This window comes from Saccharopolyspora indica (assembly GCF_027853965.1).
Lineage (GTDB): Bacteria > Actinomycetota > Actinomycetes > Mycobacteriales > Pseudonocardiaceae > Saccharopolyspora > Saccharopolyspora indica.
Genome location: NZ_JAQGLB010000001.1, coordinates 358,129 through 382,577 on the forward strand (window position 1 = coordinate 358,129; position 24,449 = coordinate 382,577).

Annotated in this window: 22 protein-coding genes; 13 read left to right on the forward strand and 9 right to left on the reverse strand. The window is 72.4% G+C overall.

Going from position 1 to position 24,449, the window contains the following annotated elements; translation table 11 throughout:
- Positions 1-12 precede the first annotated feature (12 nt).
- On the forward strand, positions 13-504 hold the full coding sequence (locus OU416_RS01640) for a pyridoxamine 5'-phosphate oxidase family protein (protein WP_270924972.1): 492 nt from the start codon (positions 13-15) through the stop codon (positions 502-504).
- A gap of 87 nt (positions 505-591) precedes the next feature.
- Here the strand turns inward: OU416_RS01640 and OU416_RS01645 are convergent, their stop codons facing one another.
- Positions 592-936: a winged helix-turn-helix transcriptional regulator gene (locus OU416_RS01645; protein ID WP_270924973.1), complete on the reverse strand. Its 345-nt coding sequence runs from the start codon at positions 934-936 to the stop codon at positions 592-594.
- A gap of 124 nt (positions 937-1,060) precedes the next feature.
- On the opposite strand from OU416_RS01645, the gene OU416_RS01650 reads away from it, so the two are divergent.
- The gene (locus OU416_RS01650) at positions 1,061-2,419 is read left to right on the forward strand and encodes an FAD-binding oxidoreductase (RefSeq protein WP_270924974.1); all 1,359 of its coding nucleotides are present in this window, start codon (positions 1,061-1,063) and stop codon (positions 2,417-2,419) included.
- Positions 2,420-2,642: 223 nt separating this feature from the next.
- Positions 2,643-3,686: a polyprenyl synthetase family protein gene (locus OU416_RS01655; protein ID WP_270924975.1), complete on the forward strand. Its 1,044-nt coding sequence runs from the start codon at positions 2,643-2,645 to the stop codon at positions 3,684-3,686.
- 113 nt (positions 3,687-3,799) lie between these two features.
- Here OU416_RS01655 and OU416_RS01660 read toward each other — a convergent pair whose 3' ends face one another.
- Genes OU416_RS01660 through otnK form a run of 3 tightly spaced genes read right to left on the reverse strand, consistent with a single transcriptional unit; the run spans position 3,800 to position 6,498 of the window.
- Entirely contained in the window at positions 3,800-4,606 is an 807-nt protein-coding gene (locus OU416_RS01660) for a DeoR/GlpR family DNA-binding transcription regulator (RefSeq protein WP_270924976.1), read from the reverse strand.
- 3 nt (positions 4,607-4,609) lie between these two features.
- Positions 4,610-5,272, reverse strand: coding sequence for a class II aldolase/adducin family protein (locus OU416_RS01665; RefSeq protein WP_270924977.1), 663 nt, complete (start codon positions 5,270-5,272; stop codon positions 4,610-4,612).
- Positions 5,269-6,498, reverse strand: coding sequence for a 3-oxo-tetronate kinase (gene otnK / locus OU416_RS01670; protein ID WP_270924978.1), 1,230 nt, complete (start codon positions 6,496-6,498; stop codon positions 5,269-5,271). The genes OU416_RS01665 and otnK overlap by 4 nt, the downstream gene beginning before the upstream one ends.
- 160 nt (positions 6,499-6,658) lie before the next feature.
- Here otnK and OU416_RS01675 point away from each other — a divergent pair, with 160 nt between their 5' ends.
- Positions 6,659-8,017, forward strand: coding sequence for a homoserine dehydrogenase (locus tag OU416_RS01675; RefSeq protein ID WP_270924979.1), 1,359 nt, complete (start codon positions 6,659-6,661; stop codon positions 8,015-8,017).
- Positions 8,014-9,306, forward strand: coding sequence for an SLC13 family permease (locus OU416_RS01680; RefSeq protein ID WP_270924980.1), 1,293 nt, complete (start codon positions 8,014-8,016; stop codon positions 9,304-9,306). Before OU416_RS01675 ends, OU416_RS01680 begins: the two co-directional genes overlap by 4 nt.
- A 51-nt stretch (positions 9,307-9,357) precedes the next feature.
- Here OU416_RS01680 and OU416_RS01685 read toward each other — a convergent pair whose 3' ends face one another.
- The 3 genes from OU416_RS01685 to OU416_RS01695 form a co-directional block, all read right to left on the reverse strand.
- Positions 9,358-10,632 carry an ATP-binding protein gene (locus OU416_RS01685; protein WP_270924981.1) on the reverse strand — a complete coding sequence of 425 codons (1,275 nt, stop codon included), beginning with the start codon at positions 10,630-10,632 and terminating at the stop codon, positions 9,358-9,360.
- A 230-nt stretch (positions 10,633-10,862) separates the two neighbouring features.
- A complete protein-coding gene (fdhD, locus tag OU416_RS01690; RefSeq protein WP_270924982.1) occupies positions 10,863-11,702 on the reverse strand; it encodes a formate dehydrogenase accessory sulfurtransferase FdhD in 840 nt (279 codons plus the stop codon).
- A gap of 9 nt (positions 11,703-11,711) precedes the next feature.
- Positions 11,712-14,018: an FdhF/YdeP family oxidoreductase gene (locus tag OU416_RS01695; RefSeq protein ID WP_372907271.1), complete on the reverse strand. Its 2,307-nt coding sequence runs from the start codon at positions 14,016-14,018 to the stop codon at positions 11,712-11,714.
- 189 nt (positions 14,019-14,207) lie between these two features.
- Between OU416_RS01695 and OU416_RS01700 the strand changes: the two genes are divergently transcribed.
- Complete coding sequence (locus OU416_RS01700) at positions 14,208-15,227, forward strand: trypsin-like serine peptidase (RefSeq protein ID WP_270924983.1); 1,020 nt, start codon at positions 14,208-14,210, stop codon at positions 15,225-15,227.
- Positions 15,228-15,389: 162 nt separating this feature from the next.
- Complete coding sequence (locus OU416_RS01705; protein ID WP_270924984.1) at positions 15,390-16,610, forward strand: molybdopterin molybdotransferase MoeA; 1,221 nt, start codon at positions 15,390-15,392, stop codon at positions 16,608-16,610.
- Here OU416_RS01705 and OU416_RS01710 read toward each other — a convergent pair whose 3' ends face one another.
- Positions 16,611-18,884 (reverse strand): FdhF/YdeP family oxidoreductase, encoded by a 2,274-nt coding sequence (locus OU416_RS01710; RefSeq protein ID WP_270924985.1) that lies wholly within the window; start codon positions 18,882-18,884, stop codon positions 16,611-16,613.
- Positions 18,885-19,021: 137 nt separating this feature from the next.
- Between OU416_RS01710 and OU416_RS01715 the strand changes: the two genes are divergently transcribed.
- Both OU416_RS01715 and OU416_RS01720 read left to right on the forward strand, forming a co-directional pair.
- Entirely contained in the window at positions 19,022-19,489 is a 468-nt protein-coding gene (locus OU416_RS01715) for a GreA/GreB family elongation factor (RefSeq protein WP_270924986.1), read from the forward strand.
- Between the two features lie 3 nt (positions 19,490-19,492).
- Positions 19,493-20,056 (forward strand): DUF488 domain-containing protein, encoded by a 564-nt coding sequence (locus OU416_RS01720; protein ID WP_270924987.1) that lies wholly within the window; start codon positions 19,493-19,495, stop codon positions 20,054-20,056.
- On the opposite strand, the gene OU416_RS01725 is transcribed toward OU416_RS01720, so the two are convergent.
- The gene (locus tag OU416_RS01725; protein ID WP_270924988.1) at positions 20,016-21,035 is read right to left on the reverse strand and encodes an FUSC family protein; all 1,020 of its coding nucleotides are present in this window, start codon (positions 21,033-21,035) and stop codon (positions 20,016-20,018) included. The two genes, OU416_RS01720 and OU416_RS01725, sit on opposite strands and share 41 nt — an antisense overlap.
- Positions 21,036-21,215: 180 nt before the next feature.
- On the opposite strand from OU416_RS01725, the gene OU416_RS01730 reads away from it, so the two are divergent.
- The 4 genes from OU416_RS01730 (at position 21,216) to OU416_RS01745 (ending at position 24,358) form a co-directional block, all read left to right on the forward strand.
- Positions 21,216-22,151 (forward strand): LysR family transcriptional regulator, encoded by a 936-nt coding sequence (locus OU416_RS01730; RefSeq protein ID WP_270924989.1) that lies wholly within the window; start codon positions 21,216-21,218, stop codon positions 22,149-22,151.
- A gap of 161 nt (positions 22,152-22,312) precedes the next feature.
- The gene (locus OU416_RS01735; RefSeq protein ID WP_270925399.1) at positions 22,313-23,338 is read left to right on the forward strand and encodes a Dyp-type peroxidase; all 1,026 of its coding nucleotides are present in this window, start codon (positions 22,313-22,315) and stop codon (positions 23,336-23,338) included.
- The gene (locus OU416_RS01740) at positions 23,335-24,141 is read left to right on the forward strand and encodes a family 1 encapsulin nanocompartment shell protein (RefSeq protein ID WP_270924990.1); all 807 of its coding nucleotides are present in this window, start codon (positions 23,335-23,337) and stop codon (positions 24,139-24,141) included. The genes OU416_RS01735 and OU416_RS01740 overlap by 4 nt, the downstream gene beginning before the upstream one ends.
- Before the next feature lie 16 nt (positions 24,142-24,157).
- Positions 24,158-24,358 (forward strand): hypothetical protein, encoded by a 201-nt coding sequence (locus tag OU416_RS01745; protein ID WP_270924991.1) that lies wholly within the window; start codon positions 24,158-24,160, stop codon positions 24,356-24,358.
- Positions 24,359-24,449 lie beyond the last annotated feature (91 nt).

Genomic DNA, 24,449 nt, shown 5'->3' on the forward strand with positions numbered 1-24,449 from the left:
GGAGGACGAGCAGTGGGACGCAACCAGCGGGCCGAGGTCCGGATGACACCGGAGGAGGTCGCGGGCTTCGTGTCGGCCCAGCGCACCGCGACGCTGATCACGCTCGGGCCCGGCGGGCACCCGCACGCGGTCGCGATGTGGTTCGCCGTCATCGATGGTGATCTGTGGTTCGAGACCAAGGCCAAGGCGCAGAAGGCGCTCAACATCCGCCGCGACCCGCGGGCCACGGTGCTCATCGAGGACGGTGAGACCTACGACGTGCTGCGCGGCGTCTCGATGGAGGGCCGGGCGGAGCTCGTCGACGACGCCGACGCGCTCTGGAAGGTCGGCGTCGACATGTGGGAGCGCTACCACGGCCCGTACGGCGAGGAGGTGAAGCCGTTGGTGGAGGCGATGCTCAACAAGCGCATCGCGGTGCGGCTGCACGTCGACCGCACGCGGTCCTGGGACCACCGCAAGCTCGGCCTGCCCCCGATGCCCCTCGGCGGCACGACAGCTCCCTGAAGCCTGCTCCAGCTGTCCGCGTCGGGCAGTGGTCCATTCACCCGGCGGGTTCGTCGAAAGACGGGCCCGCCGCTGGTGTTCGCGCGGTCAGGCCCCGGCCGGAGCGGTGCCGTCCCAGCGGTCGGCCCACTCGCTGAGCGCGGTGATGGTGCGTTCGAGGTCGCGGCCCTTGTCGGTGAGGTCGTACTGGACCTTGACCGGGATCGTGTCGAGGACCGTCCGCCGGACGATCCCCTCGGCCTCCAGCTCGCGCAGCCTGCTGGCGAGCATCCGGTCGGTGAGGGCGGGGATCGCATCGCGGATCTCGGCGAACCGGGAGGTGCCGTGCAGCAGCTGGCGCAGGATGACGCCGGTCCACCGGCGGCCGATCAGCTCGACGGCGTGGTGGTAGGCGGGGCAGAACTGCTCGCCCTGATCGTACGGGTGCGCCATGGCTCGACCTTACCACCGTGCCACCCACTATACATTGATAAGTGGCTTACTCTGTGCAACTCTGGTGCTGCGCCCGGCTCGGGCGCAGCACCAGAACCGATGCGCAGTGAGGTGGCGGAGAGCTATGACGACGTGGGCGGAGCGCTTGCGCAGCACGTTCCCGGGGCGGGTCAGGACCGGACCGGAAGTGGCGGCGGCCCCGGCCTGGGACCTGTACGCCCATCCGCGGGAAGTGCCTGCGGCGATCCTCTCCGCGCGCGATGTCGCCGACGTGCGGGCGGCGGTCCGCTTCGCGGGCGAGCACGACATCGCGCTGTCGATCCGCGGTGGCGGCCACAGCGGAGCCGGGTTCGCGGCGGTGGCCGACGGGCTGATGCTCGACCTCAGCGGTCTGCGGGAGGTGCACGTCGATCCGCAGCGCCGGATCGCCTGGGCCGATCCCGGCGCCACCTGGGGCGACTACGACGCCGCGACCCAGCGGCACGGGCTGGCCAGCACGGGCGGGATCGTCTCGAGCACGGGCGTGGCCGGGCTGACCCTCGGCGGCGGGGTCGGCGCTCTGCGCGGCCTGCACGGGCTGGCGGTCGACAACCTCCGCGGTGCCGACGTCGTGCTGGCCGACGGCACCGTCACGCGCGCCGATGCCGATCACGAGCCCGAGCTGTACTGGGCGTTGCGCGGCGGTGGCGGGAACTTCGGCGTCGCCGTCCGCCTGGAGTTCGCGCTCCACCCGGTCTCCGGGGTCACCACCGGCCTGCTGGTCTGGCCGCTCGACCGGGCGCAGCGGGTGGCCGCGGCATTCCGCGCCCGCGCCGATGAGCTGCCCGACGACACCGTGGCCGACCTGGTCTTCAAGCGCGACGACGGCGGTGAACCCGTCATCGTGGTCATTCCCAGGGCGGTGGGAGGCGCGGCGGAGGTGCCGCTGATCGACGACCTGCGCCGCGTCGCCACGCCGGTCGCCGACACCGTCGCGCCCCGCAGCTACACCGAGAGCCAGCGCTTCCTCGACGAGGGCGCGCGGTGGCGCCAGCGCGTGTACTGGAACACCACCACGCTGCGCCACCTCGACGAAGAAGTGGTCGGAGTGCTCGCCGACCACGCCAGGTCCGCTCCTTCGGCGGCGAGCGCGATCAACGTCGAGCACTACCACGGCGCGATCTCCCGCGCCGACCCCGCGAGCACCGCCGTGGGCTTCCGCCACGCCCGCTACAACGTGTTCGTGGAGGCCAAGTGGGACGATCCGGCGGCCGACGCCGAGAACCGCGCGTGGTCCAGGGAGCTCGTGGCGGCCCTCGAACCGCACTCGGCGGGCGGGGCGTACGTGAACTACCTGCCCCGCGACGCCGATCAGGCCCGGATCCGGAGCGCCTACGGGGCCCGCAACCACGATCGCCTCCGCGCGGTCAAGGCGGCTTACGACCCGGCAAACCTGCTGCGCGGCAACCAGAACATCCAGCCCGCGGACCACATCGGACGCTGAGCGGACGGTGTCGCGGGTGAATTCTCCGACTCTAGGTGATCGGCTGTTCCGGCGCGGTCGAGTGGCCGCGGCGAGTGGATTTCTGGCCGAAAGTACGAGGGAGCGGTCGCCAGCCTCGGCCGATCGGTTGATCAAGGTTGCCATTTCGGCCGATACGACAGGTGCGGCGAGTGGATAGCGTCGTCCTGGTCGGGGGACCAGACCAGGATTGAGGCGGATCACGATGACGTTTCCGGCCACCGCGCGCACCGATCACGAGCTGGGGATCGGCGCGATCCGGCGTGCTCGCGAGCTCACCGAGCCCGTGCTGCGGGAGCTCGTGGACCGGCTGGGGCCATCGCTGGGGGACGTGGGCAGGTACCACTTCGGCTGGCGGGCCGGGGGTTCCGGCTCGGCGGGCAAGGCCATCCGGCCCACCATGGCCGTGCTCGCCGCGGAAGCGGTCGGTGCCGAGGCGTCGGCCGCGGTGCCCGCGGCGGCGGCCGTCGAGCTCGTGCACAACTTCAGCCTGATCCACGACGACATCATCGACAACGACGAGCTGCGGCGGGGGCGGCCTGCGGTGTGGAAGGAGTACGGCGTCCCGGAGGCGATCCTGATCGGGGATGCGCTGCACTCCGAGGCCTTCGGCGTGCTGCTGAGCGGCGGTCGCCCCAACGCGGCTGCGGCGGCGGTGCGGCTGTCCACCGCGATGCGGGAAGTCGTCGTCGGGCAGGTCGACGACATCCGGTTCACCGAGCGCCCGTGGACGGGGGAGCGGGCGGTGAGCGTCGCCGAGTACCAGGCGATGGCGGAGGCCAAGACCGGTGCGCTGCTGGCCTTCTCCGCCGCGGCCGGCGCGTTGCTGGGCGGCGCGTCCGAGGCGGTCGCGGACTGCTTCGACCGCCTCGGCCGCCACCTGGGCCTGGCGTTCCAGTGCACCGACGACGTGCTCGGCATCTGGGGCGACCCGGCGAGCACCGGCAAGCCGGTGTTCGGGGATCTGCGCGAGGGCAAGCGGACCCTGCCGGTGATCGCGGCGCTGACCGCGGGCGGCTCGGCGGGCGAACGGCTGGGGGAGCTCGTCGAACGCGGCGTGCGCACCGACTTCGAGCTGCGCCTGGCGGCGGATCTCGTGGCCGAGGCGGGCGGTCGCGAGTTCGCCGAGCGAGAGGCCGCCCGCCATCTCGCCGAGGTCGACGACTGCCTGACCTCGGTGGCGATGCCGGCCGAAACCCGTGCCGCGTTCGACGCCCTGGCCCAGTCGTTGATCGGGAGGACCAGATGACCGAAGCGACCACCTGAGGACGGACTGGGTGCGCCGCGGGCGAGCGCCACCACCGGAACGCGGACCAGGTATGTCCTCTGAGGATCTTCACCGGGCCGGGTGCGGTGGGCGGATCAGGCCGCGCCGTCGTCGGAGTCCGTGCGGCGAGCCCGGGTGAGCTGGGTGCCCGTGGCCGTGACCTCGGCGGCTGCCTCGTCGTCCACGCCGTCGTCGGTGATGATCCTGTCGAGTTCGTCCAGGCGCAGCACGCGGTAGCGCGCGTAGCGGCCGAACTTCGAGCTGCCGGCGACGAGGACGGAGGTCGTGGCCGCGGCGAGCGCCGTGCGCTTGACGTCGATCTTGGCTTCGACCGGGGTGGTCACGCCGTGCGAGACGTCCCACGAACTCGAGGAGAGGAAGGCGATGTCCAGCGACAGTTCGCGCAGCGTCAGCGCCGCGAGGCGTCCCGCGGTCGAGCGGTTGGCCGTTTCCACCCGCCCGCCGAGGCAGATGAGGTCGACGCCCGGGTGGTCGAAGAAGTCGGCCACGGTCGCCAGGTCGTTGCTCACCACCGTCAGATCGCTCAGCCCGTCCAGGAAGGGGCGGATGGCCTGGAGCGTCGTGCCCGCGTCGAGGTAGATGGTCATCGAGTCGGACACCATCGTGGCCGCTTCGCGGGCCATGGCGGTCTTCCCGGTGCGATCGGTGACGGCCTTCTCGGTGCGGTCGGGTTCGTGCAGGAGCCGGGTGGCGATCTTCGCCCCGCCGGGCGTGACCTCGACGCTGCCCTGCTTCTCCAGGGTCGCGATGTCGCGGCGGATCGTCATGTGGCTGACGCCGAGGAGCTCGGTGAGCTGGCGGTAGCTCAGCACCTGCTCGTGCCGCAGGTGGCGGAGAATCTCCTGCTGTCGCTGCTCGGGGATGAGCGGCGGCCTTGCCATGGGTTACCTCCTCGCGGCGGTCAGTGTAGTCCGCTCGCCCCACGGGCTCGACCAGCGCCGGGCGAGCTCGGAGGTCGCGGCGGCGTCGAGTTCCCGGCGGGGGAGCCCGGTGGTCAGCAGGGCGATCCGGCAGGCCTCTTCGAGCTCGACGGCACGGTCGATGGCCTCGTCCGACGTCGAGCCCGCGATGACCGGGCCGTGGTTGGCGAGCAGCGCCGCGAACATGGCCCACGGGCTCGCGAGGAGGTCGTCCCCCAGGGCCGGATCGCCGGGTGCGCGATAGGGCAGCAGCGGTGTCTGGCCGACGCGCATCACGAAGTACGGGGTGAGCGGCGGGATCGCGCTGTACTCCGACCACGGTTCCAGGCAGGACACGGCGACGGCGGAAGCGGAGTGCACGTGCACCACCGCGCGGTGCGCCGGATCGCGCTGGTAGAAGGCGACGTGCAGCGGCGACTCCTTCGAGGGTTTGGCCCCGCCGAGGTGCTTTCCCGCCAGGTCGAGCACCGCGACGTCCTCCGGGCGCAGCTGCCCCAGCGGAACACCGGTGCCGCTGAGCAGGATCCGGTCGCCGTCGCGAACGCTGAGGTTTCCGCTGGTGCCGGGGCTCAGGCCCTCCTCGACGACGCGCGCGCCGGCGGTGAGCAGCTCTTCGAGCGCGCTCACGCGAGCCGGTCCCAGGCCGAGGTGAACAGGTCGTCGGGGCCGAAGTTGCCGCTCTTGAGCGCCAGCGCGATCTCGCCGCCGCTCGTCGTGGCCGAGCTCCAGCAGATGCCCGGCGCGATCTCCGGCCCGATGCGCAGCACGCCGATCCCGAGCTCGCGCACGACGGCGCCGCTGGTCTCGCCACCCGCGACGAGCAGCCGGGTGACCTCCGCGCTCTCGACGAGCTGCTGAGCGGTCCGGGCCAGCACGCGCTCGATCGCGGGCGCGACCGCCCGACCGTCGACCTCGGGCACGACGTCGTCCGGCTCGCGAGCGGCGTACACGACGGGTGTGCTGCTGCTCGGCTGGGCCCGCAGCCACGCGGTGATCGCCTCGGCCTCCTTCGCCGGTTCGCGCACCGCGGACCAGGGGTCGATCCGGCGCACCGGCTCGGTGCGGGCTGCGGTGTCGATCTGGCGGCGGGTGGTCGCCGAGGCGCTGCCGCACAGCACGACCTGGCGCCCGTCCGGGCCGGGCCGCCAGCTGTCCGGGGCGCTACCGGGACCGGGCAGGCCGCAAGCGAGGCCGGAACCGCCGCTGACCACCGGGCTGTCGGCGACCGCGGCTCCGAGCACCCGCAGGTCCTCGTCGTCGATCGCGTCGACCACGACGTAGCGAGCGGGTGCGGCTTCGATGGCCGCGCGAACGGCCTCCGGACCGCGGCGCACGGTCTCGTGGTGGATTTCCGCGACGGCGTGCGACGTTTGCGGCCGGAGCAGGTCCGCGACCCGCGAGCGGGTCATCGGCGTGAGCGGGTGGTGCCGCATCGAGGAGTGCTCCAGCAGGTCGGAGCCGACGAACAGGTGCCCGCGGTAGACCGTGCGCTCGTTGGCGGGCAGTGCCGGGGCGACGACCACTCGCCGCGCACCGAGCTCGTCGGACACCAGGTCCAGGACCGGGCCGATGTTCCCCCGCTCGGTCGAGTCGAACGTCGAGCAGTACTTGACGTAGACCTGCCGGGCTCCCCAGTCGCGCAGCCTGCCCAGCGCCGCGCGGGTAGCGGCCATCGCGTCCGGCACCGGTGCGGTCCGCGTCTTCAGCGCGATGACGACGGCGTCCAGGCCGGCGCGGGCCGAATCCCCGAGGTCGTTCCCCTCGATCGCCACTGCCACCCGGAAACCGTTGCGCCGCAACATGATCGCCAGATCCGTCGCGCCGGTGAAGTCGTCCGCGATTGCTCCCAGCACTCCCGCACCTCGTTCCGCCCCGCTGCCGGACCGGCCGACCACGGGACACTGTTTGTGAAAATTTGGTGGACGATTGTAAAAATTTAGAAGCTGTGTCAGAGTAGCGCCCGCCGCCGACCCGCAACAAGCAGGGGCGACGCGTCGCCAGATTGGAGCACCGGTGATCCATTCCCATCCAGCGCGGGAGCGCGGCCCCGTCCGGGTCGCCCTGACCGGCGCCAACGGCGGGTACGGCCGCACGCTGCTCGCGCAGCTCCAGCGCACGCCCGAGCTGGTCCCGGCGGCGCTCGTCGATCCGGATGTGGACGGGGTTCGCCGCACGCTGACCGAACTCGGCGAGGACCGCTCCGCGGTGGTCACCACCGGAGACGAGTTCCGCGAAGCCGTCGCCGAGGGCAGGACCGCGCTGCTCCGCGATGCCGACGCGCTCGACTGGAGCGAGGTCGACGTCCTCGTGGAAGGGACCGGGCAGGTTCGCGTCGGCACGGCCTACGCCGAGCAAGCGCTGGCCAACGGCACCCACGTGGTCATGATCAGCAAGGAGGTCGACACCGTGAGCGGCGTCGCGCTCGCGGTGAAGGCGGACGCGGCCGGGCTCCGCTACCTGCCGGGCGACGGCGACCAGCCCGCCAACCTGCTCCGGCTGGTCGACTGGATCTCCGCGGTGGGCCTGGAGATCGTCGCCATCGGCAAGTCGGGGGAGTACGACCTGGTCTTCGACCCGGGCACCGGAACCGTGGAGCAGGCCGGGGTGACGATCGGAGCACCCGGCCTCGCCGAGCTGCTCGACCTGGGCGCCGAGCCGCGGACCACGCTGAGCCGTCGCGCCGAGCTCGTCGCCGGGCTCAAGCGCACGGCCGCGGCGGACCTCTGCGAGATGACCGTCGTGGCGATGCGCACCGGCGCCGTGCCGGACGCGGAGAGCTTGCACTACCCGGTCGCTCGCATCGCCGAGCTCGCCGACGTCTACGCGGCGCACGAGGACGGCGGGATCCTGCGCCGCGACGGCGTCGTCGACGTGTTCTCCGCGCTCCGCCTGCCCGGCGAGGCGAGCTTCGCGGGCGGAGTGTTCGCGGTGGTGCGCACCGGCGATCCGGTGACCTGGGAGATGTTGCGGGCCAAGGGGCACGTCGTCAGCCGCGACGGCGAGTACGCCTGCCTGTACTGGCCGCACCACGCGATGGGCGTCGAAACGCCGCTGACCATCCACGCCGCCGTCAGCGGAACCGGCTCGTCGCCGCGCCCGCGGCCGACGACGCTGCTGGCGGCCCGAGCGGCCACCGCGCTCGAACCCGGCACGTCGTTCCGGGTGACCGGTCACCACCACGAGATCGACGGCGTCCGCCCGGTCATGGTGGAACCCGACGCCGCCCTCGCGCCGTACTACCTGCTCGGCGACGCCCAGCTGCGGAAGGGCGTCGGAGCGGGCGAACTCGTGCGCCTCGACGACCTCGAGCACCTCGCACCGGAACCGCTGTCGGCCTACACCGCCGGGTTCGCCCAGGAGGCCGGGGAATGAACGCCGAGATCATCGCGCTGATCGTCTTCGCGGCGGTGTTCGCCATCTCCGCGATCCGCAACGTGCACATGGGCGCGCTCGCCCTGGTCGCCGCCTTCGTCGTCGGGGTCGGCGTCGTCGGCGAGAGCCTCGACGACGTCCTCGCGGACTTCCCGGTCGATGCGCTGCTCATCCTGCTCGGCATCACGTACCTGTTCGGCGTGGCGCGGGAAACCGGCACGATCGACTGGCTCGTGGACCGCTCGGTGCGGCTCGTCGGCCCGCGGGTCGCCCTGCTGCCGTGGGCGATGTGGCTCATCGGCACCGGGGTCGCCTGCCTCGGCACCTCGCACGCCGCCTTCGCCGTGGTGCCGATCGCGATGTCCCTGGCCACGACGCACCGCATCAGCCCCACGCTCATGGGCATCGCCATGAGCTCGGCGATCGTCGGCGGCGCGCTGGCCCCGACGAGCATCAACGGCATCACGGTCGCCACCATCGCCGAGGACGCGAACCTGCCCTACAGCGCCGCGCTGATGTTCGGCCTCTCGGTCGGGGTGAACGCGCTGGTGGTCCTGGTCGCGTTCTTGATGTTCGGCGGCCCGGAACTGATCCGCCGATCGCGCCGGGACGCCGCGGCGCTCGAAGCATCCGCGACGGCCGCCCGGACCACACCCGCGCCGCCCATCACGCGCCTGCAGGTGACGGTCCTGGGCACGCTCGTCCTGCTGATCGCCGGGTTCGTCGTGCTGACGGTGCTCGACGTGGACGTCAACCTCGGCGTCGTCGCGCTGACCCTCGCGGTCGCGCTGTCGATCCTGGTGCCGGACGTGGGCCGCCGCGCGATCTCGAAGGTCGACTGGGGGACGATCCTGCTGCTCGGCGGCATCCTCACCTACGTGGGCGTGCTGACCCGGCTGGGCGCCATCGACCAGCTCGGCGAGCTGGCCCGGTCGGTGAACGTCCCGCTGATCGCGGCGATCGTGATCTGCGTGATCGCCGCCGTGGTCTCGGCGTTCGCCTCGACGATCGGCATCCTCGGCGCGCTCATCCCGCTGGCCGTGCCGCTGCTGGTGCCCGGTGGCGGGCTGGAGGTGACCGGCTTCATCTACGCGCTGGCGATCTCGGCGTCGCTCGTGGACTGCGCACCGTACTCCACCACGGGCGCCACCATCATCGCCTCGGCGCCCGAGGACCGGCGCCCGGTGCTCACCAAGCACCTCACGGCCTGGGGATTCGCGATGATGATCATCGGCCCGGCGGTCACGATCCTCACCATGGTGGTGCCCGCCCTGGTCTTCGCCGGCTGAGCGGGCGACCGAGCCGCTGTGCGGTCAGCGGCTCGGTCCTCCGCTCCCGGACTACAGCCGGGTGCAGGTGTCGATGTCCTGCTCGAAGTCGGCGATGGCTTCGGCGGTGAGCGTGGGCCGGGTGTCGTCGATCGCCTTCAGGTACTCCTCGGTCGTCGCCAGATCCCGGTCCTCGTGCAGGACGTCGCGCTCGAACGCGGCCTGGGCGCCTTGGCGGGCGGCGAACTCGATGTCGGCGGGGGTGAACAGCTCGGTTCGCTCCACCAGCAGGTCCAGGTCGACGTTGTCGCGGGCCGGGCCGAGGTAGCGCGACCAGATCGCGCGCCGGGCGGGCGGATCCGGCGGGCCGACCGGGATGATGTAGTCGAACCGGCCGGGGCGCAGGAAGGCCGGGTCCAGGGAGCTCACCGAGTTGGTGGCGCACACCAGCAGCCGGTGGTCGTGCTCCCGGAAGCCGGGGATCAGCTTGAGCAGCTCGTTGGTCACCCCGTGCGCCGGGCCGGCCGCCGGCGTCGTGCGGGTGCCCGCGATCTCCTCGACCTCGTCGATGAACAGGACCAGGTCGTCGAGCTCCTCCAGCTCGGTGAACACCTCCCGCAGCGAGGTGGCCAGGCCTTCGGGGGAGGCCGCGGCCAGCCGGGACGGGAAGAGCTCCACGAACGGCCAGTTCAGCCGGGAGGCGATCGCCTTGGCGAAGCTCGTCTTGCCGGTGCCCGGCGGGCCGAACAGCACGATCGCCTTCGGCGGCAGCACGCCGTGCCGCTCGGCCCGGTCCGGGTGGGAGATCGGCAGCACGACGCGGCGTTCGATGACGTCCTTCTCCCGCTGCATGCCCGCCAGCGCGGCCCACCTGCCCGGCGGCAGGAGCATGCCGCCGAGGTGCTCGAGCACGTCGAAGTCGGCGGGGTCGAGCACCTCGACCTTCTCGAAGTAGGTCAGATCGGTGCGCGGGCGATAACCGGAGTTCACCATCGCCCGGAAACCCGCGGCTCCCTCGGGAACCAGACTGGTGATGCGGTGCACGCCGACGCCGCGCAGCTTCTTCTCCAGCTCGGCCAGCAGCGCGCTGCCGATGCCGCGGTTGCGCCACCGGGCGTCGAGCGCGAACAGCGCCAGCCAGGCCCGCTCGCCCTCGACCTTGGCGGCGGCCATGCCGACGACTTCCTGCTCCACCACCGCGACCAGGGCCGGGTGCCCGGCCCGCGCGATGGACACCACTTCGGCGGCGGAGAAGACCGGCTCACCGGTCTCCCTGCTCTGGTCCCAGATGCGGATCACCTGGTCCAGGTCGTCGTCGTGGAAATCGCGCACCCGCCAAGCAGGCATGGCCCACCTCCCGCATCCGCCCGCACCACCCGGGCAACGCCCTCCCGGAAGCTGTTTCCAGCGGACGAACCCCGCGCGCAGCGCAGGACCTGCAACTGCACCGAATTCTCCGCCGCCGCAGCGGATCGTGGCAAAGAGACGTTTCCGCTCGCCCGATAACCGCCGCCTATCGAACGGGCAGCAGATGTCCACTCCGGACGCTCGGTCGGTGTCGACCGCGTTCGGCGGCACTAGCCCGCGGCGAGGCCGGTCCGGACGCGATCGGCGCCGGTGTAGACGTTCATGGACCTGCCGCGGAGGAAGCCGATCAGCGTCATCCCGGTGTCCGCGGCGAGGTCGACCGCCAGCGAGGACGGGGCCGACACCGCCGCCAGCACCGGGATGCCCGCCATCGCGGCCTTCTGCACCAGCTCGAAGGACGCCCGGCCGCTGACCATCAGGACCGAGTCCCGCAGCGGGAGCCGGCCGGAGCGCAGGGCATCACCGATGACCTTGTCCACCGCGTTGTGCCTGCCCACGTCCTCGCGCACGCAGGTGAGGTCGCCATCGGCGGTGAACAGCCCGGCGGCGTGCAGCCCGCCGGTGCTGTCGAACACCCGCTGCGCCGCCCGCAACCGGTCGGGGAGCGCGGTCAGCGTCTCCAACCCGATGCGCGGCGAGTCCTCGCCGAGTGGCCAGGTGGTCTTGGTGCGCACCGCGTCCAGGCTCGCCTTGCCGCACAGCCCGCACGAGGACGTCGTGTAGAAGTTGCGCTCCAGCGAAGCCTCGGGCAGCGCCACACCGGGGGCCAGGGCGACGTCGACGACGTTGTAGGTGTTGCCGCCGTCGGCGGTGGCGCCCGCGCAGTAGCGGATCCCGGCCACGTCCTCGGCCGAGCGGATGACGCCTTCGCCGACCAGGAACCCGGCCGCCAGGTCGAAGTCGTGGCCCGGGGTGCGCATGGTGATGGTCAGCGGGCGGCCGCCGACCCGGATCTCCACCGGTTCCTCGACCGCGAGGGTGTCCGGGCGGTGCGAGGGCACCCCGTCGCGGATGCGCAGCACGCGCCGCCGTGCGGTGACTAGTCCCATGGGAGCTCCTCAGGCCCCGGCCGGTTCCAGCCGGACCACGATCCCCTTGGAGGTGGGGGTGTTGCTGATGTCGGCCACGCTGTCCAGCGGCACCAGCACGTTGGTCTCCGGGTAGTACGCGGCCGCGGAGCCGCGCGTCGTCGGGTAGCCGACCACGCGGAAGTCGCGCGCCCGGCGTTCCACGCCGTCGTGCCACACGCTGACCAGGTCCACCTCGGCGCGGTCGGCGAACCCGAGCTCGGCCAGGTCCTCGGGGTTGACCAGCACCACCCGGCGGGCGTTGTGGATTCCCCGGTACCGGTCGTTGGGGGCGTAGGGGATGGTGTTCCACTGGTCGTGCGAGCGCAGCGACTGCAGCAGCAGGTGCCCCGGCGGCGCGGTCAGCATCTCGAAGTCGTTGGTGGTGAACATCGCCTTGCCGGTCGCGGTGCGGAATTCCCCGCTGTTGACCGGGTTCGGCAGCGCGAAACCGCCCGGTTCGGCCACTCGCGCGTTGAAGTCCTCGAAGTCCGGCACCACGCGCGAGATCCGGTCCCGGATCGTGCCGTAGTCCGCCTCGAACTCCTCCCACGGGATCGCGGGGTTCGCGCCGAGCGTCCGGCGCGCCAGCCGGCCGATGATGGCGACCTCGCTGAGCAGCGCGTCCGAGGCCGGTTCCAGGCGGCCGCGGGAGGCGTGCACGGCGCTCATCGAGTCCTCGACGGTGATGAACTGCTCGCCGCCGGCCTGGACGTCCCGGTCGCTGCGCCCGAGGGTCGGCAGGATCAGGGCCGTCTCGCCGCAGACGGTGTGCGAGCGGTTGAGCTTGGTGGAGATGTGCGCGGTCAGCCGGCAGCGGCGCATCGCCCGCTCGGTGAGCTCGCTGTCCGGTGCGGCGCGCACGAAGTTCCCGGCGACGCCGAGGAAGAACTTGGCGCGCCCGTCGAGCATGGCCCGGATGGAGTCGACCGAGTCCAGGCCGTGCTCGGCGGGCGGGGTGAACCCGAACTCGCGCTCCAGCGCGTCCAGGAAGGACTGCGGCATCCGCTCCCAGACACCCATCGTGCGGTCGCCCTGCACGTTGCTGTGCCCGCGCACCGGGCACGCGCCGGCACCGGGCTTGCCGAAGTTCCCGCGCAGCAGCAGGAAGTTGACGACCTCGCGAATGGTCGGCACGCCGTGCTTCTGCTGCGTCAATCCCATCGCCCAGCAGACGATGACGCTCTTGCTGGCCAGCACCCGGTCGCGGACCTGCTCGATCTCCTCGCGGGTCAGCCCGGTGGCAGCGTGCACCTGCTCCCAGGACAGCTCGCGGGCCTGCGCGGCGAACTCGGCGAAACCACTGGTGTTCTCGCGGATGTAGTCGTGGTCGAGCACGGTTCCGGGAGCGGCGTCCTCGGCCTGGAGCAGCAGCAGGTTCAGCGCCTTGAACAGCGCGAGGTCACCGCCGGGGCGGATCTGCAGGAACTGGTCGGCGATGGCGGTGCCGCGACCGATGACGCCGCGGGCCTTCTGCGGGTTCTTGAAGCGGAACAGCCCGGCTTCCGGCAGCGGGTTCACCGCCACCACCTGCCCGCCGTTGCGCTTGGTCTCCTCCAGCGCGGAGAGCATCCGCGGGTGGTTGGTACCGGGGTTCTGGCCGACGACGAAGACCAGGTCGGCCCGGTGGATGTCGTCGAGGCTCACGGTGCCCTTGCCCACGCCCAGCGTTTCCTGCATCGCCGAGCCGCTGGACTCGTGGCACATGTTGCTGCAGTCGGGCAGGTTGTTGGTGCCGAAGGCCCGCGCGAAGAGCTGGAGCAGGAACGCGGCCTCGTTGTTGAGCCGCCCCGAGGTGTAGAACAGCGCTTCGTCGGGGGAGTCCAGGGCCTTCAGCTCGGTGGCGAGCAGGTCGAACGCGGCGTCCCAGCCGATCGGCTCGTAGTGGTCCGATCCCGGGCGCTTCACCACGGGCTCGGTGAGCCTGCCCTGGTGGTTGAGCCACTGGTCGGTGCGGCCCGCCAGCTCGGAGACGGGGTGCTCGCGGAAGAAGTCGGCGGTGATGCGGCGAGTGGTCGCCTCGTCGTTGATGTGCTTGGCGCCGTTCTCGCAGTACTCGTTGAGGTGCCGCTGCTTCGGCCCGGGCTCCGGCCAGGCGCAGCCGGGGCAGTCGATGCCCTTCGCCTGGTTGACGTTGAGCAGCGTCAGCATCGTCCGCCGCGGTGAGGTCTGCGACAGCGAGTACTCCAGGGCGTGCGCCACGGCGGGCACCCCGGCGGCCCAGGTCTTGGGCGGCGTGACCGAGAGCTCGTCCTCGCTGGAACCGTCGAACCCGCTCATCCCGTGCTCCCTCGTCATTCGCCATCCGCGCTGGTCCAGCCAATGCCGCTCGCGCGCGGAAGTCAAAGAAGCGGGGTCGATCACCTGATAGGCGCCGGCTATCTCACGACGAAACCCACCACCCGGCCATCCGGCCGAGTGTCCGGCATCACGAGCCGACCACAGGAAGCTGACAAGTTCTTGATCTCGGTTCCCTAGCTTGACCGCATGATGAGCACGAAGGTGAAGGGCCTGGTCGCCGGGTGCGCGGCCCTGGCCGCGGGATCGCTGACCGTCCCGCTCGCCGCAGCCGGGTCCGTCGGTGAGCACCGCCTCGCCACCAGCGAGGCGGAACAGCAGGCGGTGCAGGACTACTGGACCCCGGAGCGCATCGCCGCGCTCACCGAGCCCTCGTCGGACAACCCGCCCAAAGCCGGGCCGGACGGCGCACCGTGGACGACGCCGAACGCGCTGTCCAGGACCGTGGGCCGCCTGTTCTTCACCGACCACGGCGAGGACGCGAGCTGCACCGCGACCGTGGTCGAGTCGGCCAACCGCAGCACGATCGTCACCGCCGGGCACTGCGTCAACAACACGGACCTGCTCGGCGAGAACAACCAGTGGTCGCAGAACGTGCTGTTCATCCCGGGCTATCACGACGGGCAGGCGCCGCACGGCCGGTTCACCGGCCGGATCGCGATTCTCGATGAGACCTGGCTGCACAACGACCAGCAGCACGGCGAGGTGTACGACGCCTACGACCAGGCCTTCGTGGTGCTCAACCCGGACGAGCGCGGGCAGCGCGCCGAGGACGTCGTCGGCGCCGCCCAGCGCATCGGCTTCGGTGAGCCGGGTGCGGGCACCGCGACCTCGTTCGGATATCCGCGCGCGACTTCGGATCCGGCGCGCGAGGGCCTGCCCGAGTACATCGGCGAGCGGCTCGCCCACTGCCGGGGACCGGCGAAGGAGGAGCACGGCACTCCCGAGCACCCCGCGGCTGCGAACCAGTGGGGAGTGGCCTGCACCATGGGCGGCGGTTCCAGCGGCGGCCCCCGGTTCTCCGAACTGAACATGACGACCGGGATCGGCACGGTCGTCGGCGACAACAGCCACAGCGCTTTCTTCGACGGCGGCGGGAACCCGTGCCCGCCCGGCGAGCAAGAAGGATGCACCCGGTACCTGGTGGGCCCGCAGTTCACCACCGAGATCACCGAACCGCTCTACCGGACGGCCGGAGGGGCGTGGTGATCCACCTGAGAAGCACCGCCTATCACCTGGTAGAACCTGCCGGTTGACCTGCCGTCCCGATGGGTGGAGGCTGGTCGTCGAGTGGCTCGCCGCAACGCCGCCACGTCCTCAGTGGACAATGGTCGGCGGCACCACGACCGACGACCCGGCGCGAGGACTCCGATGGACCTGGCAACCTCCACCAGCGGCACGCCGACCCAGCTGGGATCCCCGCCGACCTGGGACCAGGCGCGGGAAGCCGCCCGAAGCGCCGCGCGAGCGCTCCCCGCCACCACCCGGGAACTCTCCGCAGCACTCGGCCACGTGCTGGCCGAACCGCTGACGGCCCGCACCGACCTCCCGGCGTTCGACACGTCCGCAATGGACGGTTGGGCGGTGGCGGGACCAGGCCCGTGGCGCCTGCGGGACGGGCGGGTGCTCGCCGGTGCTCAGGCCGAGCCGCTCGCGGACGGCACCGCGCTGAGCATCGCCACCGGCGCCCAGCTCCCGCCGGGCACGACGGCCGTGCTGCGCCGCGAGCACGGCCAGGTCGACCCGTCGGGCACCGCGCTGTCCGGCCGTTCACCGGCCCCGGGCCGCGACATCCGGCCGCGGGGCCAGGAATGCCGGCAAGGTCAATCGCTGCTCCCGCCCGGCACCGCGGTCACGCCCGCGGTGCTGGGCCTGGCCGCCGCGGCCGGGCACGACCGGATCGCGGTCCACCGCCGCCCGGTGGTGGAACTGCTGGTGCTGGGCGATGAACTGCTCGACTCCGGTCCACCGCGGGAGGGCCGGGTCCGCGACGCGTTGAGCCCGCTGCTGGAACCCTGGCTGCGGTGCGGCGGCGAGCTGACCGGCAGCCGCCGCATCCCCGACGACTTCGACCTGCTGCGCACCGCGATCGCCGGTTCGGCGGCCGACGTGGTGGTCACCACCGGCGGCACGGCGGCCGGTCCGGCAGACTTCCTGCACCGGGTCCTCGCCGAGCTCGGCGCCCGGTTCCTGGTCGACTCGGTGGCCGTCCGCCCCGGCCACCCGATGCTGCTCGCCGAGCTCCCGCCCGCGCGCGACGGGCGCGCCCGGTGGCTGTCCGGGCTGCCGGGCAATCCGCTGGCAGCTGTGGCCGGAACCGCGACGCTGGTCCAGCCGCTGCTGGAGCGCCTCAACGGCCGCGCGGAGGCCGAGCCGCGCGGGTTCACCGCCGCCGCGGACCTGCCGGGGCATCCGCGCGACACCAAGCTGCTGCCGGTCGAGCTCCGCGCGCGCACCGCGACCGCCCTGCCCTTCGGCGGCCCCGCGATGCTGCGCGGGCTGGCGCTCTCCGACGGTCTCGCCGTCGTCCCGCCCGGTGGTCTCTCCGCCGGATCGGCCGTCGAGGTGCTCGAAACGCCGCGCCCGTGGTGATCAGGCGGACGGTTCGACGGTCACCGCGACGTGCTTCATGATCGGCTGATCGCTCTGGGTGCTGTAGTCGCCGAGGGCGCACAGCACGTTCATCTCCGGCATGTAGCCCGCGGCGCAGCCGCGCGGGATGTCGTAGGGGATCGCCTGGTAGCGGTTCAGCGTGCGGGTGCTGCCGTCGCGGGCCGTGCTGGTGATGTCGACGCGGTCGAACTCGCCGATGCCCCGGTCGCGCATGTCCTCGGCGTTCATGAAGATCAGCGTGCGCAGGTTCTTGATGCCGCGGTAGCGGTCGTCGTCGGAGTAGATCGTGGTGTTCCACTGGTCGTGCGAGCGCATCGTGCCCAGCGCCAGCACTCCGTCGGCCGGGACGACGTCGGGCAGCTCCGCGGTGGAGAACTCCGCGCGCCCGGACGGGGTGTGGAAGATCAGCTCGCGGGCGGGCTGCCGGATGCGGAACCCCAGCGGCAGCCGGACCCGCCGGTTGAAGTCCTCGAACCCGTCCAGGACCTGCGCCATCGTGTCGCGGATCCGGTCGTAGTCCTCGACGTAGCGCTGCCACGGGGTGCGGCTGCCCGGCAGCGCCGCGGCGGCGAGCCCGGCGATGATGGCCGGTTCCGAGAGCAGGTGCGGTGAGGCGGGGCGCTTCATGCCGCGCGAGAGGTGGACCATGCTCATCGAGTCCTCCACCGACGTGGACTGCAGCCCGCCGCGCTGGTGGTCCTTCTCGGTGCGCCCCAGGCAGGGCAGGATCAGCGCCTGCTCGCCGTGCACCAGGTGGCTGCGGTTGAGCTTGGTGCTGACCTGCACGGTCAGCGCGCACTTGCGCAGCGCGGCGAAGGTGTGCGGCGTGTCCGGCGCGGCGAGCGCGAAGTTGCCGCCCATGCCGACGAAGACCTTCACCTCGCCGCGGTGCATCGCCTCGATGGTGCCGATCGTGTCCAGCCCGTGGGCCCGCGGCGGCTCGATCCCGCAGACCTCGGCCAGCCGGTCCAGGAACGCCTCGTCCGGGCGGTGGTCGATGCCGCAGGTCCGGTTGCCCTGCACGTTGCTGTGCCCGCGCACCGGCGACGGCCCGGCGCCCTCCCGGCCCAGGTTCCCGCGCAGCAGCAGCAAGTTCACGATCTCGCGGACGGTGTCGACGCCGTGCTCGTGCTGGGTGATGCCCAGGCACCAGCTGAAGATGCTCCGGTCGGCCTCGCAGTAGACGCGGGCGGCCGCGGTGATCACCGCGCGGCTGACGCCGGACTGGCGCTCGATCTCCGGCCACGGCGTGGCCTCGCACAGCGCGCGGTAGTCGTCGAAACCGGTGGTGTGGCGGTCGACGAACTCCGCGTCGACGGCCTTCGGATCGTGCTCGGCCTCCTCGAACACGGCCTTCGCCATGCCGCGCACCAGCGCCATGTCGCCGCCGATGCGCGGCTGGACGTTCAGCGTGCTGGTGCGGGTGGCCTTGAAGGTGGCCATCCGGGCGAAGTCGTGCGGGATGATCGTGCGCGTGGCCGCGGCCTCCACCAGCGGGTTGATGTGCACGATCTGCGCACCCCTGCGGTAGGCCTCGGCCAGCGAGGTGAGCATCCTGGGCGCGTTGGAAGCGGCGTTGACGCCCAGGATGAACAGGGCGTCGGTCATCTCCCAGTCCTTGAGGTCGACCGTGCCCTTGCCGGTGCCCAGGGACGCCTGCAGGGCCCGGCCGCTGGCCTCGTGGCACATGTTCGAGCAGTCCGGCAGGTTGTTCGTGCCGAACTCCCGCGCCATCAGCTGGTACAGGAACGTCGCCTCGTTGCCGAGGCGCCCGGAGGTGTAGAACGACGCCTGGTCGGGGCTGTCCAGCTCGGCCATCGCGCGGCCGAAGAGCGCGAAGGCCTCCGGCCAGGAGATCGGGACGTAGCGGTCGATTCCCGGGTCGTAGCGCAGCGGCTCGGTCAGCCGGCCCTGGTCCTCCAGCTCGAAGTCGCTCCACTCCGACAGCTCCGCGACGGTGTGCGCGGCGAAGAACTCCGCGCCGACCCGCTTGCGGGTCATCTCCCAGGTCACGTGCTTGATGCCGTTCTCGCAGATGTCCAGGTGCAGGCCCTTGGTGTCGTCCGGCCACGCGCAGCCGGGGCAGTCGAAGCCGCCGTTCTCGTGGTTCATCCGCATGATCGCCCGCGGCCCGTCGACCAGCTCGCGCTCGCGGACCAGGAACTCGGTCACGCTCCTGGCGGCGCCCCAGCCCGCGGCGGGGTGGTGGTAGGGCCGGAACTCCGGCTGCTCTCCGCTGGTCCGCTCGTCCATCACGCGCTCCTGCCCTCCGGCGTCCGACCCCCGCATCCCACCACCGCGAACGCACCTCGGCAAAGCGAGTCACGCGCTGCGCCGCGCCGGGCGTTCCGCGCACGATGGGGGAGCGCGACCACGGAGGAGGACCGGAGATGACCGAGCAGCTGCCGGAGCGGGCCCGCGCTCAGCTGGAGGCGGAACTCGCGACGCTGCGGGAGCGCCGCCGCTCGCTCGCCGCCGCGATGCAGGAGCAGGAGAGCGACGTCGGGGACCGCGCCGACGAGGCCAACGCGCTGGAGAGCGGCGACGACCTGGCCGCGGTCGACGACCGGATCAGGACGGTGAACGAGCTGCTGGCCGGTGGCCCCGAGCAGCCACCGGGCCGGGTTCCCGACGGCACCGCGGCCACCCTGCGGTTCGACGACGGCACCGAGCAGGCGGTGCGGGTGGTGGCGATCCCCGAGGAGATCGCGGCCGGTCAGCAGGACATCACCGTGACCACCGACAGCCCGCTGGGCTTGGCGCTCGCCGGGCGCCGCGCGGGCGACACCATCCGCTACACGACACCGGCGGGCGAAGTGCGCGCCCGAGTCGTCTCCCTGGACCTCCCCGGCGGCTGAGCCTTGGCCGCACCGACCGAACCGGAGGTGCTGACCTTCGGCCACGGCACCGCCGACGCGGCGACCATGACCGGGCTGCTGCGCGGCGCCGGGATCCGCGAGCTGGTCGACGTGCGCACCGCACCCGGCAGCAGGCGCAACCCCGACGCCGCCCGGGCGGCTATGTCGCGCTGGGTGCCCGAGCAGGGCATCGGCTACCGCTGGGAATCGCGGCTCGGCGGCTGGCGCCGGGCGCACGCGGACGGCCCGGACACCGCGCTGCGCAACCGCTCCTTCGCCGGCTACGCCGAGCACATGCGCACCGCTGGTTTCCGGGCCGCCGTCGACGAACTGCTCACCGGCGCGGCCGCCGAGATGACTGCGGTGATGTGCGCCGAATCGCTGTGGTGGCGCTGCCACCGCAAGATGATCGCCGACTACCTGACGCTGGTGCGCGGGGTGGCGGTCGGGCACCTGATGCACGACGGGAAGGTCCGCCCGCACCGCCCGAGCCCGGAAGCCCGCCTGCTCCCGGAACGGGGCGTGCTCATCTACGACGCTGGCCAGCGCCCGCTCGACGCCGGATGACGATCGCCGCCGCGATCCCGGCGGTGACGCCGATCAGCGTGTCGACCGCGCGGTCCCGGAGCATGATCAGCGGATCGGCCGGTGCGGCCAGGTCGGTCATCAGCATGATCAGCGGGGTGAAGAACCCCAGCGCCAGCCCGTAGTGGCGGGCCATGAACAGCTCGGTGGGGAACAGCAGGACCACCACGACGACGGCCAGCGCCGTGGCGGGCAGGTCGGGCAGCAGCACCAGGGCGGTGATCGCGAGCCCGGCGAAGGTGCCCAGCACGCGGTGGATCCCGCGGTGCACGATGCCGCCGATCCCGGGAGCCCACCGGTCGCGCACGCCGACGACCGCCAGCGGAACGGCCGCGGAGGCCATCGCCCAGTTGGCGTGGTCGATGCCGAGGAGCAGCCCGACCGCACCAGCGGCGGAAACGGCCACCGCGTAGCGGGCCGCGTGGACCAGCGCGCCCGGCCCGCGCTCCACCTGGCGGCGGCCGGCGGGCTCGCGGGAGCGCACGGCACCGGCGACGCTGACCAGCAGGCACAGCAGCGCGGTCGCGGCGCAGATCGAGATCGCCGCCCACGGCGCGACCCGGCCCGCGGGAACGGTCGCGGTGGCACCCAGCGCGAAGATCCCGAAGAACGGCCCGGCAGGCCGGAGCCCGAGGCGGTCGGCCAGCAGCGACCACGCCGAAGCGCACCCGGCCACGGTCACCACCAGCACCCACGCGGGAGCGTGCGCGCCGGCGAGCGCAACACCCGCGCTCACCCCGCTGAGCAGCACCGCGCCCGCCTGGGCCTGGTGCGCGATGCGCAGCCGGTCGGATTCGCCCCGGCCGTACATGCCGGTGAAGGACCCGAAGACGGCGTAGATGATCAGGTCGGGACGCCCGGCCACGAGCAGGGCGAAGCCGGGGACGAAGAGCGCGGCGGCGACCCGCAGCGCGTGCCGGTGGTCCTCCGCCGCGGGGCGGATCAGCACCTGGGCGGGCAAGCGAACCCTCCGATCGTCCTCCGCGGCGGTGCCGCGGCCGGAAGGCGGCGATGCCGCGACGGCGGCCCACCTCGGCCCTGCTCCTCGCCGTCGAGTCTGGCCGACCCCCGGCGGCCGCGTCCAAGCGGAAGTTCCGAGGCACCGATAGACCGCGCCTATCAGCCGAGATGGGCCCGGCGCGTGGTCGAATGGGCCATGCTCTTCCGCCAGCTCGAATACTTCGTCGCGCTCGCCCGCGAGCGCCACTTCGCCCGCGCCGCGGCAGCCTGCCACGTCTCCCAGCCGGCGCTGTCGGAGGCCATCCGCAAGCTGGAGCAGGAGCTGAAGGTGCCGCTGGTCCGCCGCGGGCGCAGCTTCGAGGGCCTCACCCCGGAAGGCGAGCGCCTCGTGCTGTGGGCGCGGCGCATCCTGGCCGACCACGACTCGCTCAAGCAGGAGGTCACCGCGCTGCAGACCGGCCTCACCGGGGAACTGCGGATGGGCGTGATCCCGGCGGCGGCGAGCACGGTCGCGCTGCTCACCGACCCGTTCTGCGCCGAGCACCCGCTGGTGCGCGTGCAGCTGGAGACGAGCCTGCGCTCCTCGGAGATCATCGACCGGATCCGCCGGTTCGAGCTGGACGCCGGGGTGATCTACCCGCACGGGCTCCACACCACCGATCTCGTGGTCACCCCGCTCTACGAGGAGCAGCACGTGCTCGTCGCCAGCGGCGAGCTGCTCACCGGCCACGCAGGCACCATCGGCTGGGCGGACGCGCTGGAGCTGCCGATGTGCCTGCTCACCCAGGGAATGCGCGGGCGCCAGCTGATCGACGACGCGCTCGCGGCCCGGGGCCTGGTGGTGGCACCGCGGCTCGAAGCCGACTCCGTGGTGTCGCTGCTCGCCCACGTCGGCACCGGCCGCTGGGCGAGCATCGTGCCGCACACCTGGATCCGCACCGTGCGCCCACCGGCCGGTGCGCGCGTGCTGGAGCTGCGCGACCCGTCGGTGACCGCCGAGATCGCGCTCGTCACCAGCGCGGTGGAGCCCGGATCGGTGCTCACCAGAGCCCTGGTGCAGGTCGCGCGGACCGTTCGCGCCACCGCCTCGTTCGACCACGGCACCGCGACCAGCTGACATCGGCGCGGCCTGTCGAGCGGTCGGGAACGCGTCTTGGACGCCGCGAGCACCCTCGCCGCAGAATCGGCTCGAGTCGTGATGTTGCCGGAGGTGCTGCATGCTTCCCGCGAATCGCGACCGCAGTGCGTGCGACGACGTTGTGGAGGACCGGCGTGGCGATGACGAGCGAGGACCCGTCCGGTGAGCCGCCGGAGCCGCAGCCGGTGCTGACCCCGCTGACCGGTTCGGCGATCTTCCTGGTGCTGACGATCAACGGCGGCGGCGAACCCGACGTGCGGGACCTGCTCGGCGACCTGGCCGGCCTGCAGCGCGCGGTGGGGTTCCGCTACCCGGAGGGCGGCCTGGCCTGCGTGGCGGGCATCGGATCGGCCGCGTGGGACCGGCTCTACTCGGGGCCCCGCCCGGCCGCGCTGCACGTGCTGCCCGAGTACGCCGGGCCCCGCCACCGGGCGGTGTCCACTCCGGGCGACGTCCTGCTGCACATCCGCGCCCGGCAGATGTTCCTGTGCTTCGAACTGGCCGCCCAGGTGCTGACGCGCCTGGGCGGCGCGGTCTCGGTGGTCGACGAGGTGCACGGCTTCAAGTACTGGGACCAGCGGGACCTGCTCGGATTCGTCGACGGCACGGAGAACCCCACCGGGCCCGCGGCGCGCACCGCGGTGACCGTCCCGGCCGCCGCGGACGCCCCGTTCGAGGGCGCCAGCTACGTGGTCGTGCAGAAGTACCTGCACGACCAGGAGTCCTGGAACGCGCTGCCGGTCGAGGAGCAGGAGCGGGTGATCGGGCGCACGAAGCTCGACGACATCGAGATGGACGACGCGGTCAAACCGGCCGACTCGCACGTCGCGGTCAACACGATCGTCGACCCGGACGGCACCGAGCGGCAGATCGTGCGCGACAACATGCCGTTCGGCCGCCTCGGCGAAGGCGAGTTCGGCACCTACTTCATCGGCTACGCCGCCGACCCGGCGGTGATCGAGCTGATGCTGGAGCGGATGTTCCTCGGCACCGCCGACGCCACCCACGACCGGATCCTGGACTTCTCGACCGCGGTGACCGGTTCGCTGTTCGTGGTGCCCACCGCGGACTTCCTCGACGACCAGCCACCCCCACCGGAGCCGGGCCGCGCGCCCGAAGCCGACGCGTCGTTGCGGATCGGCAGCCTGAAGGGACGACAGCCATGAACAACCTGCACCGCGAGCTGGCCCCGATCTCGGCGGCGGCCTGGCAGGACCTGGAGGCCCAGGTCCGCGACGCGTTCGCGCTCAGCGCGGGTGCCCGCCGGGTGGTGGACGTGCCGGAGCCGAGGGGACCGGAACTGGCCGCGGTGGGCACCGGGCACCTCGGCGAACCCGGCACCGCGGCGGCGGGAGTGCAGGTGCGGGTGCGCCGGAGCAGCCCGGTGGCCGAACTCCGGATGCCCTTCCGCGTCACCCGCGAGGCGGTGGACTCGGTGGAGCGCGGCGCCCAGGACGCCGACTGGTCGCCCGCGGTCGCCGCGGCCCAGCAGATGGCGATGGCGGAGGACAGCGCCGTGTTCGACGGCCTGGCAGCGGTCGCCTCGGACGGTTTGCGCAGCGGCTCGTCGCACGAAGCGATCGCGCTGCCCGAGGACGTCGCGGCGATCCCGGAAGCGGTGGCGCAGGCCCGCACCGCGCTGCGCTCGTCGGGAGTCGGTGGCCCCTGCGCACTGCTGCTGAGCCCGGCCGTGCACACCGCGGTCAGCGGCTCGGTGATCGGCGGACGGCTCGCGATCGAGGAGCTGTCGCGGGTGGTGGGCGGCGACGTCCTGTGGTCCCCGGCGCTCGACGGCGGCCTGCTGGTGTCGACCCGCGGCGGTGACAGCGAACTGGTCCTGGGCCGGGACCTGTCGATCGGATACCTCGGCCACGACGCGACGTCGGTCGAGCTGTACCTGGAGGAGTCCTTCGCCTTCCAGCTGCACACCCCCGAGGCGGCCGTCGAGCTGGCCCCAGCCGGAAGCTGACCGCGAGGAGCGCACCATGACCGAAGACCCGAACCCGGACCAGGGCTGGTACTTCAACCTGCGAACCCACCAGGTCCAGCACCACGACCGAGCGAGGGCCGACGACCTGCTCGGCCCCTACCCGGACGAGGAGACGGCCCGCCGGGCCCTGGAGATCGCAGCGGAGCGAACCCGCCAAGCGGACGCCCAAGACGCCGAGTGGGACGACGACGAGTAACACCGGCCCGGCATCCGCGAGTTTCGGGCGCTGATGCCGCTCAGCTCCACGCGAAGAGGTCCTGCCGCAGGCCCATCGCCCGGAAGAGGTA

Bases quoted from the DNA above. Each gene is read 5' to 3' on its own strand.
- OU416_RS01645 (WP_270924973.1), bottom strand. From the start codon at position 936: ATGGCGCACCCGTACGATCAGGGCGAGCAGTTCTGCCCCGCCTACCAC.
- OU416_RS01650 (WP_270924974.1), top strand. From the start codon at position 1,061: ATGACGACGTGGGCGGAGCGCTTGCGCAGCACGTTCCCGGGGCGGGTC.
- OU416_RS01655 (WP_270924975.1), top strand. From the start codon at position 2,643: ATGACGTTTCCGGCCACCGCGCGCACCGATCACGAGCTGGGGATCGGC.
- OU416_RS01660 (WP_270924976.1), bottom strand. From the start codon at position 4,606: ATGGCAAGGCCGCCGCTCATCCCCGAGCAGCGACAGCAGGAGATTCTC.
- OU416_RS01680 (WP_270924980.1), top strand. From the start codon at position 8,014: ATGAACGCCGAGATCATCGCGCTGATCGTCTTCGCGGCGGTGTTCGCC.
- OU416_RS01685 (WP_270924981.1), bottom strand. From the start codon at position 10,632: ATGCCTGCTTGGCGGGTGCGCGATTTCCACGACGACGACCTGGACCAG.
- fdhD (WP_270924982.1), bottom strand. From the start codon at position 11,702: ATGGGACTAGTCACCGCACGGCGGCGCGTGCTGCGCATCCGCGACGGG.
- OU416_RS01695 (WP_372907271.1), bottom strand. From the start codon at position 14,018: ATGACGAGGGAGCACGGGATGAGCGGGTTCGACGGTTCCAGCGAGGAC.
- OU416_RS01700 (WP_270924983.1), top strand. From the start codon at position 14,208: ATGATGAGCACGAAGGTGAAGGGCCTGGTCGCCGGGTGCGCGGCCCTG.
- OU416_RS01705 (WP_270924984.1), top strand. From the start codon at position 15,390: ATGGACCTGGCAACCTCCACCAGCGGCACGCCGACCCAGCTGGGATCC.
- OU416_RS01710 (WP_270924985.1), bottom strand. From the start codon at position 18,884: ATGGACGAGCGGACCAGCGGAGAGCAGCCGGAGTTCCGGCCCTACCAC.
- OU416_RS01715 (WP_270924986.1), top strand. From the start codon at position 19,022: ATGACCGAGCAGCTGCCGGAGCGGGCCCGCGCTCAGCTGGAGGCGGAA.
- OU416_RS01735 (WP_270925399.1), top strand. From the start codon at position 22,313: ATGACGAGCGAGGACCCGTCCGGTGAGCCGCCGGAGCCGCAGCCGGTG.
- OU416_RS01740 (WP_270924990.1), top strand. From the start codon at position 23,335: ATGAACAACCTGCACCGCGAGCTGGCCCCGATCTCGGCGGCGGCCTGG.
- OU416_RS01745 (WP_270924991.1), top strand. From the start codon at position 24,158: ATGACCGAAGACCCGAACCCGGACCAGGGCTGGTACTTCAACCTGCGA.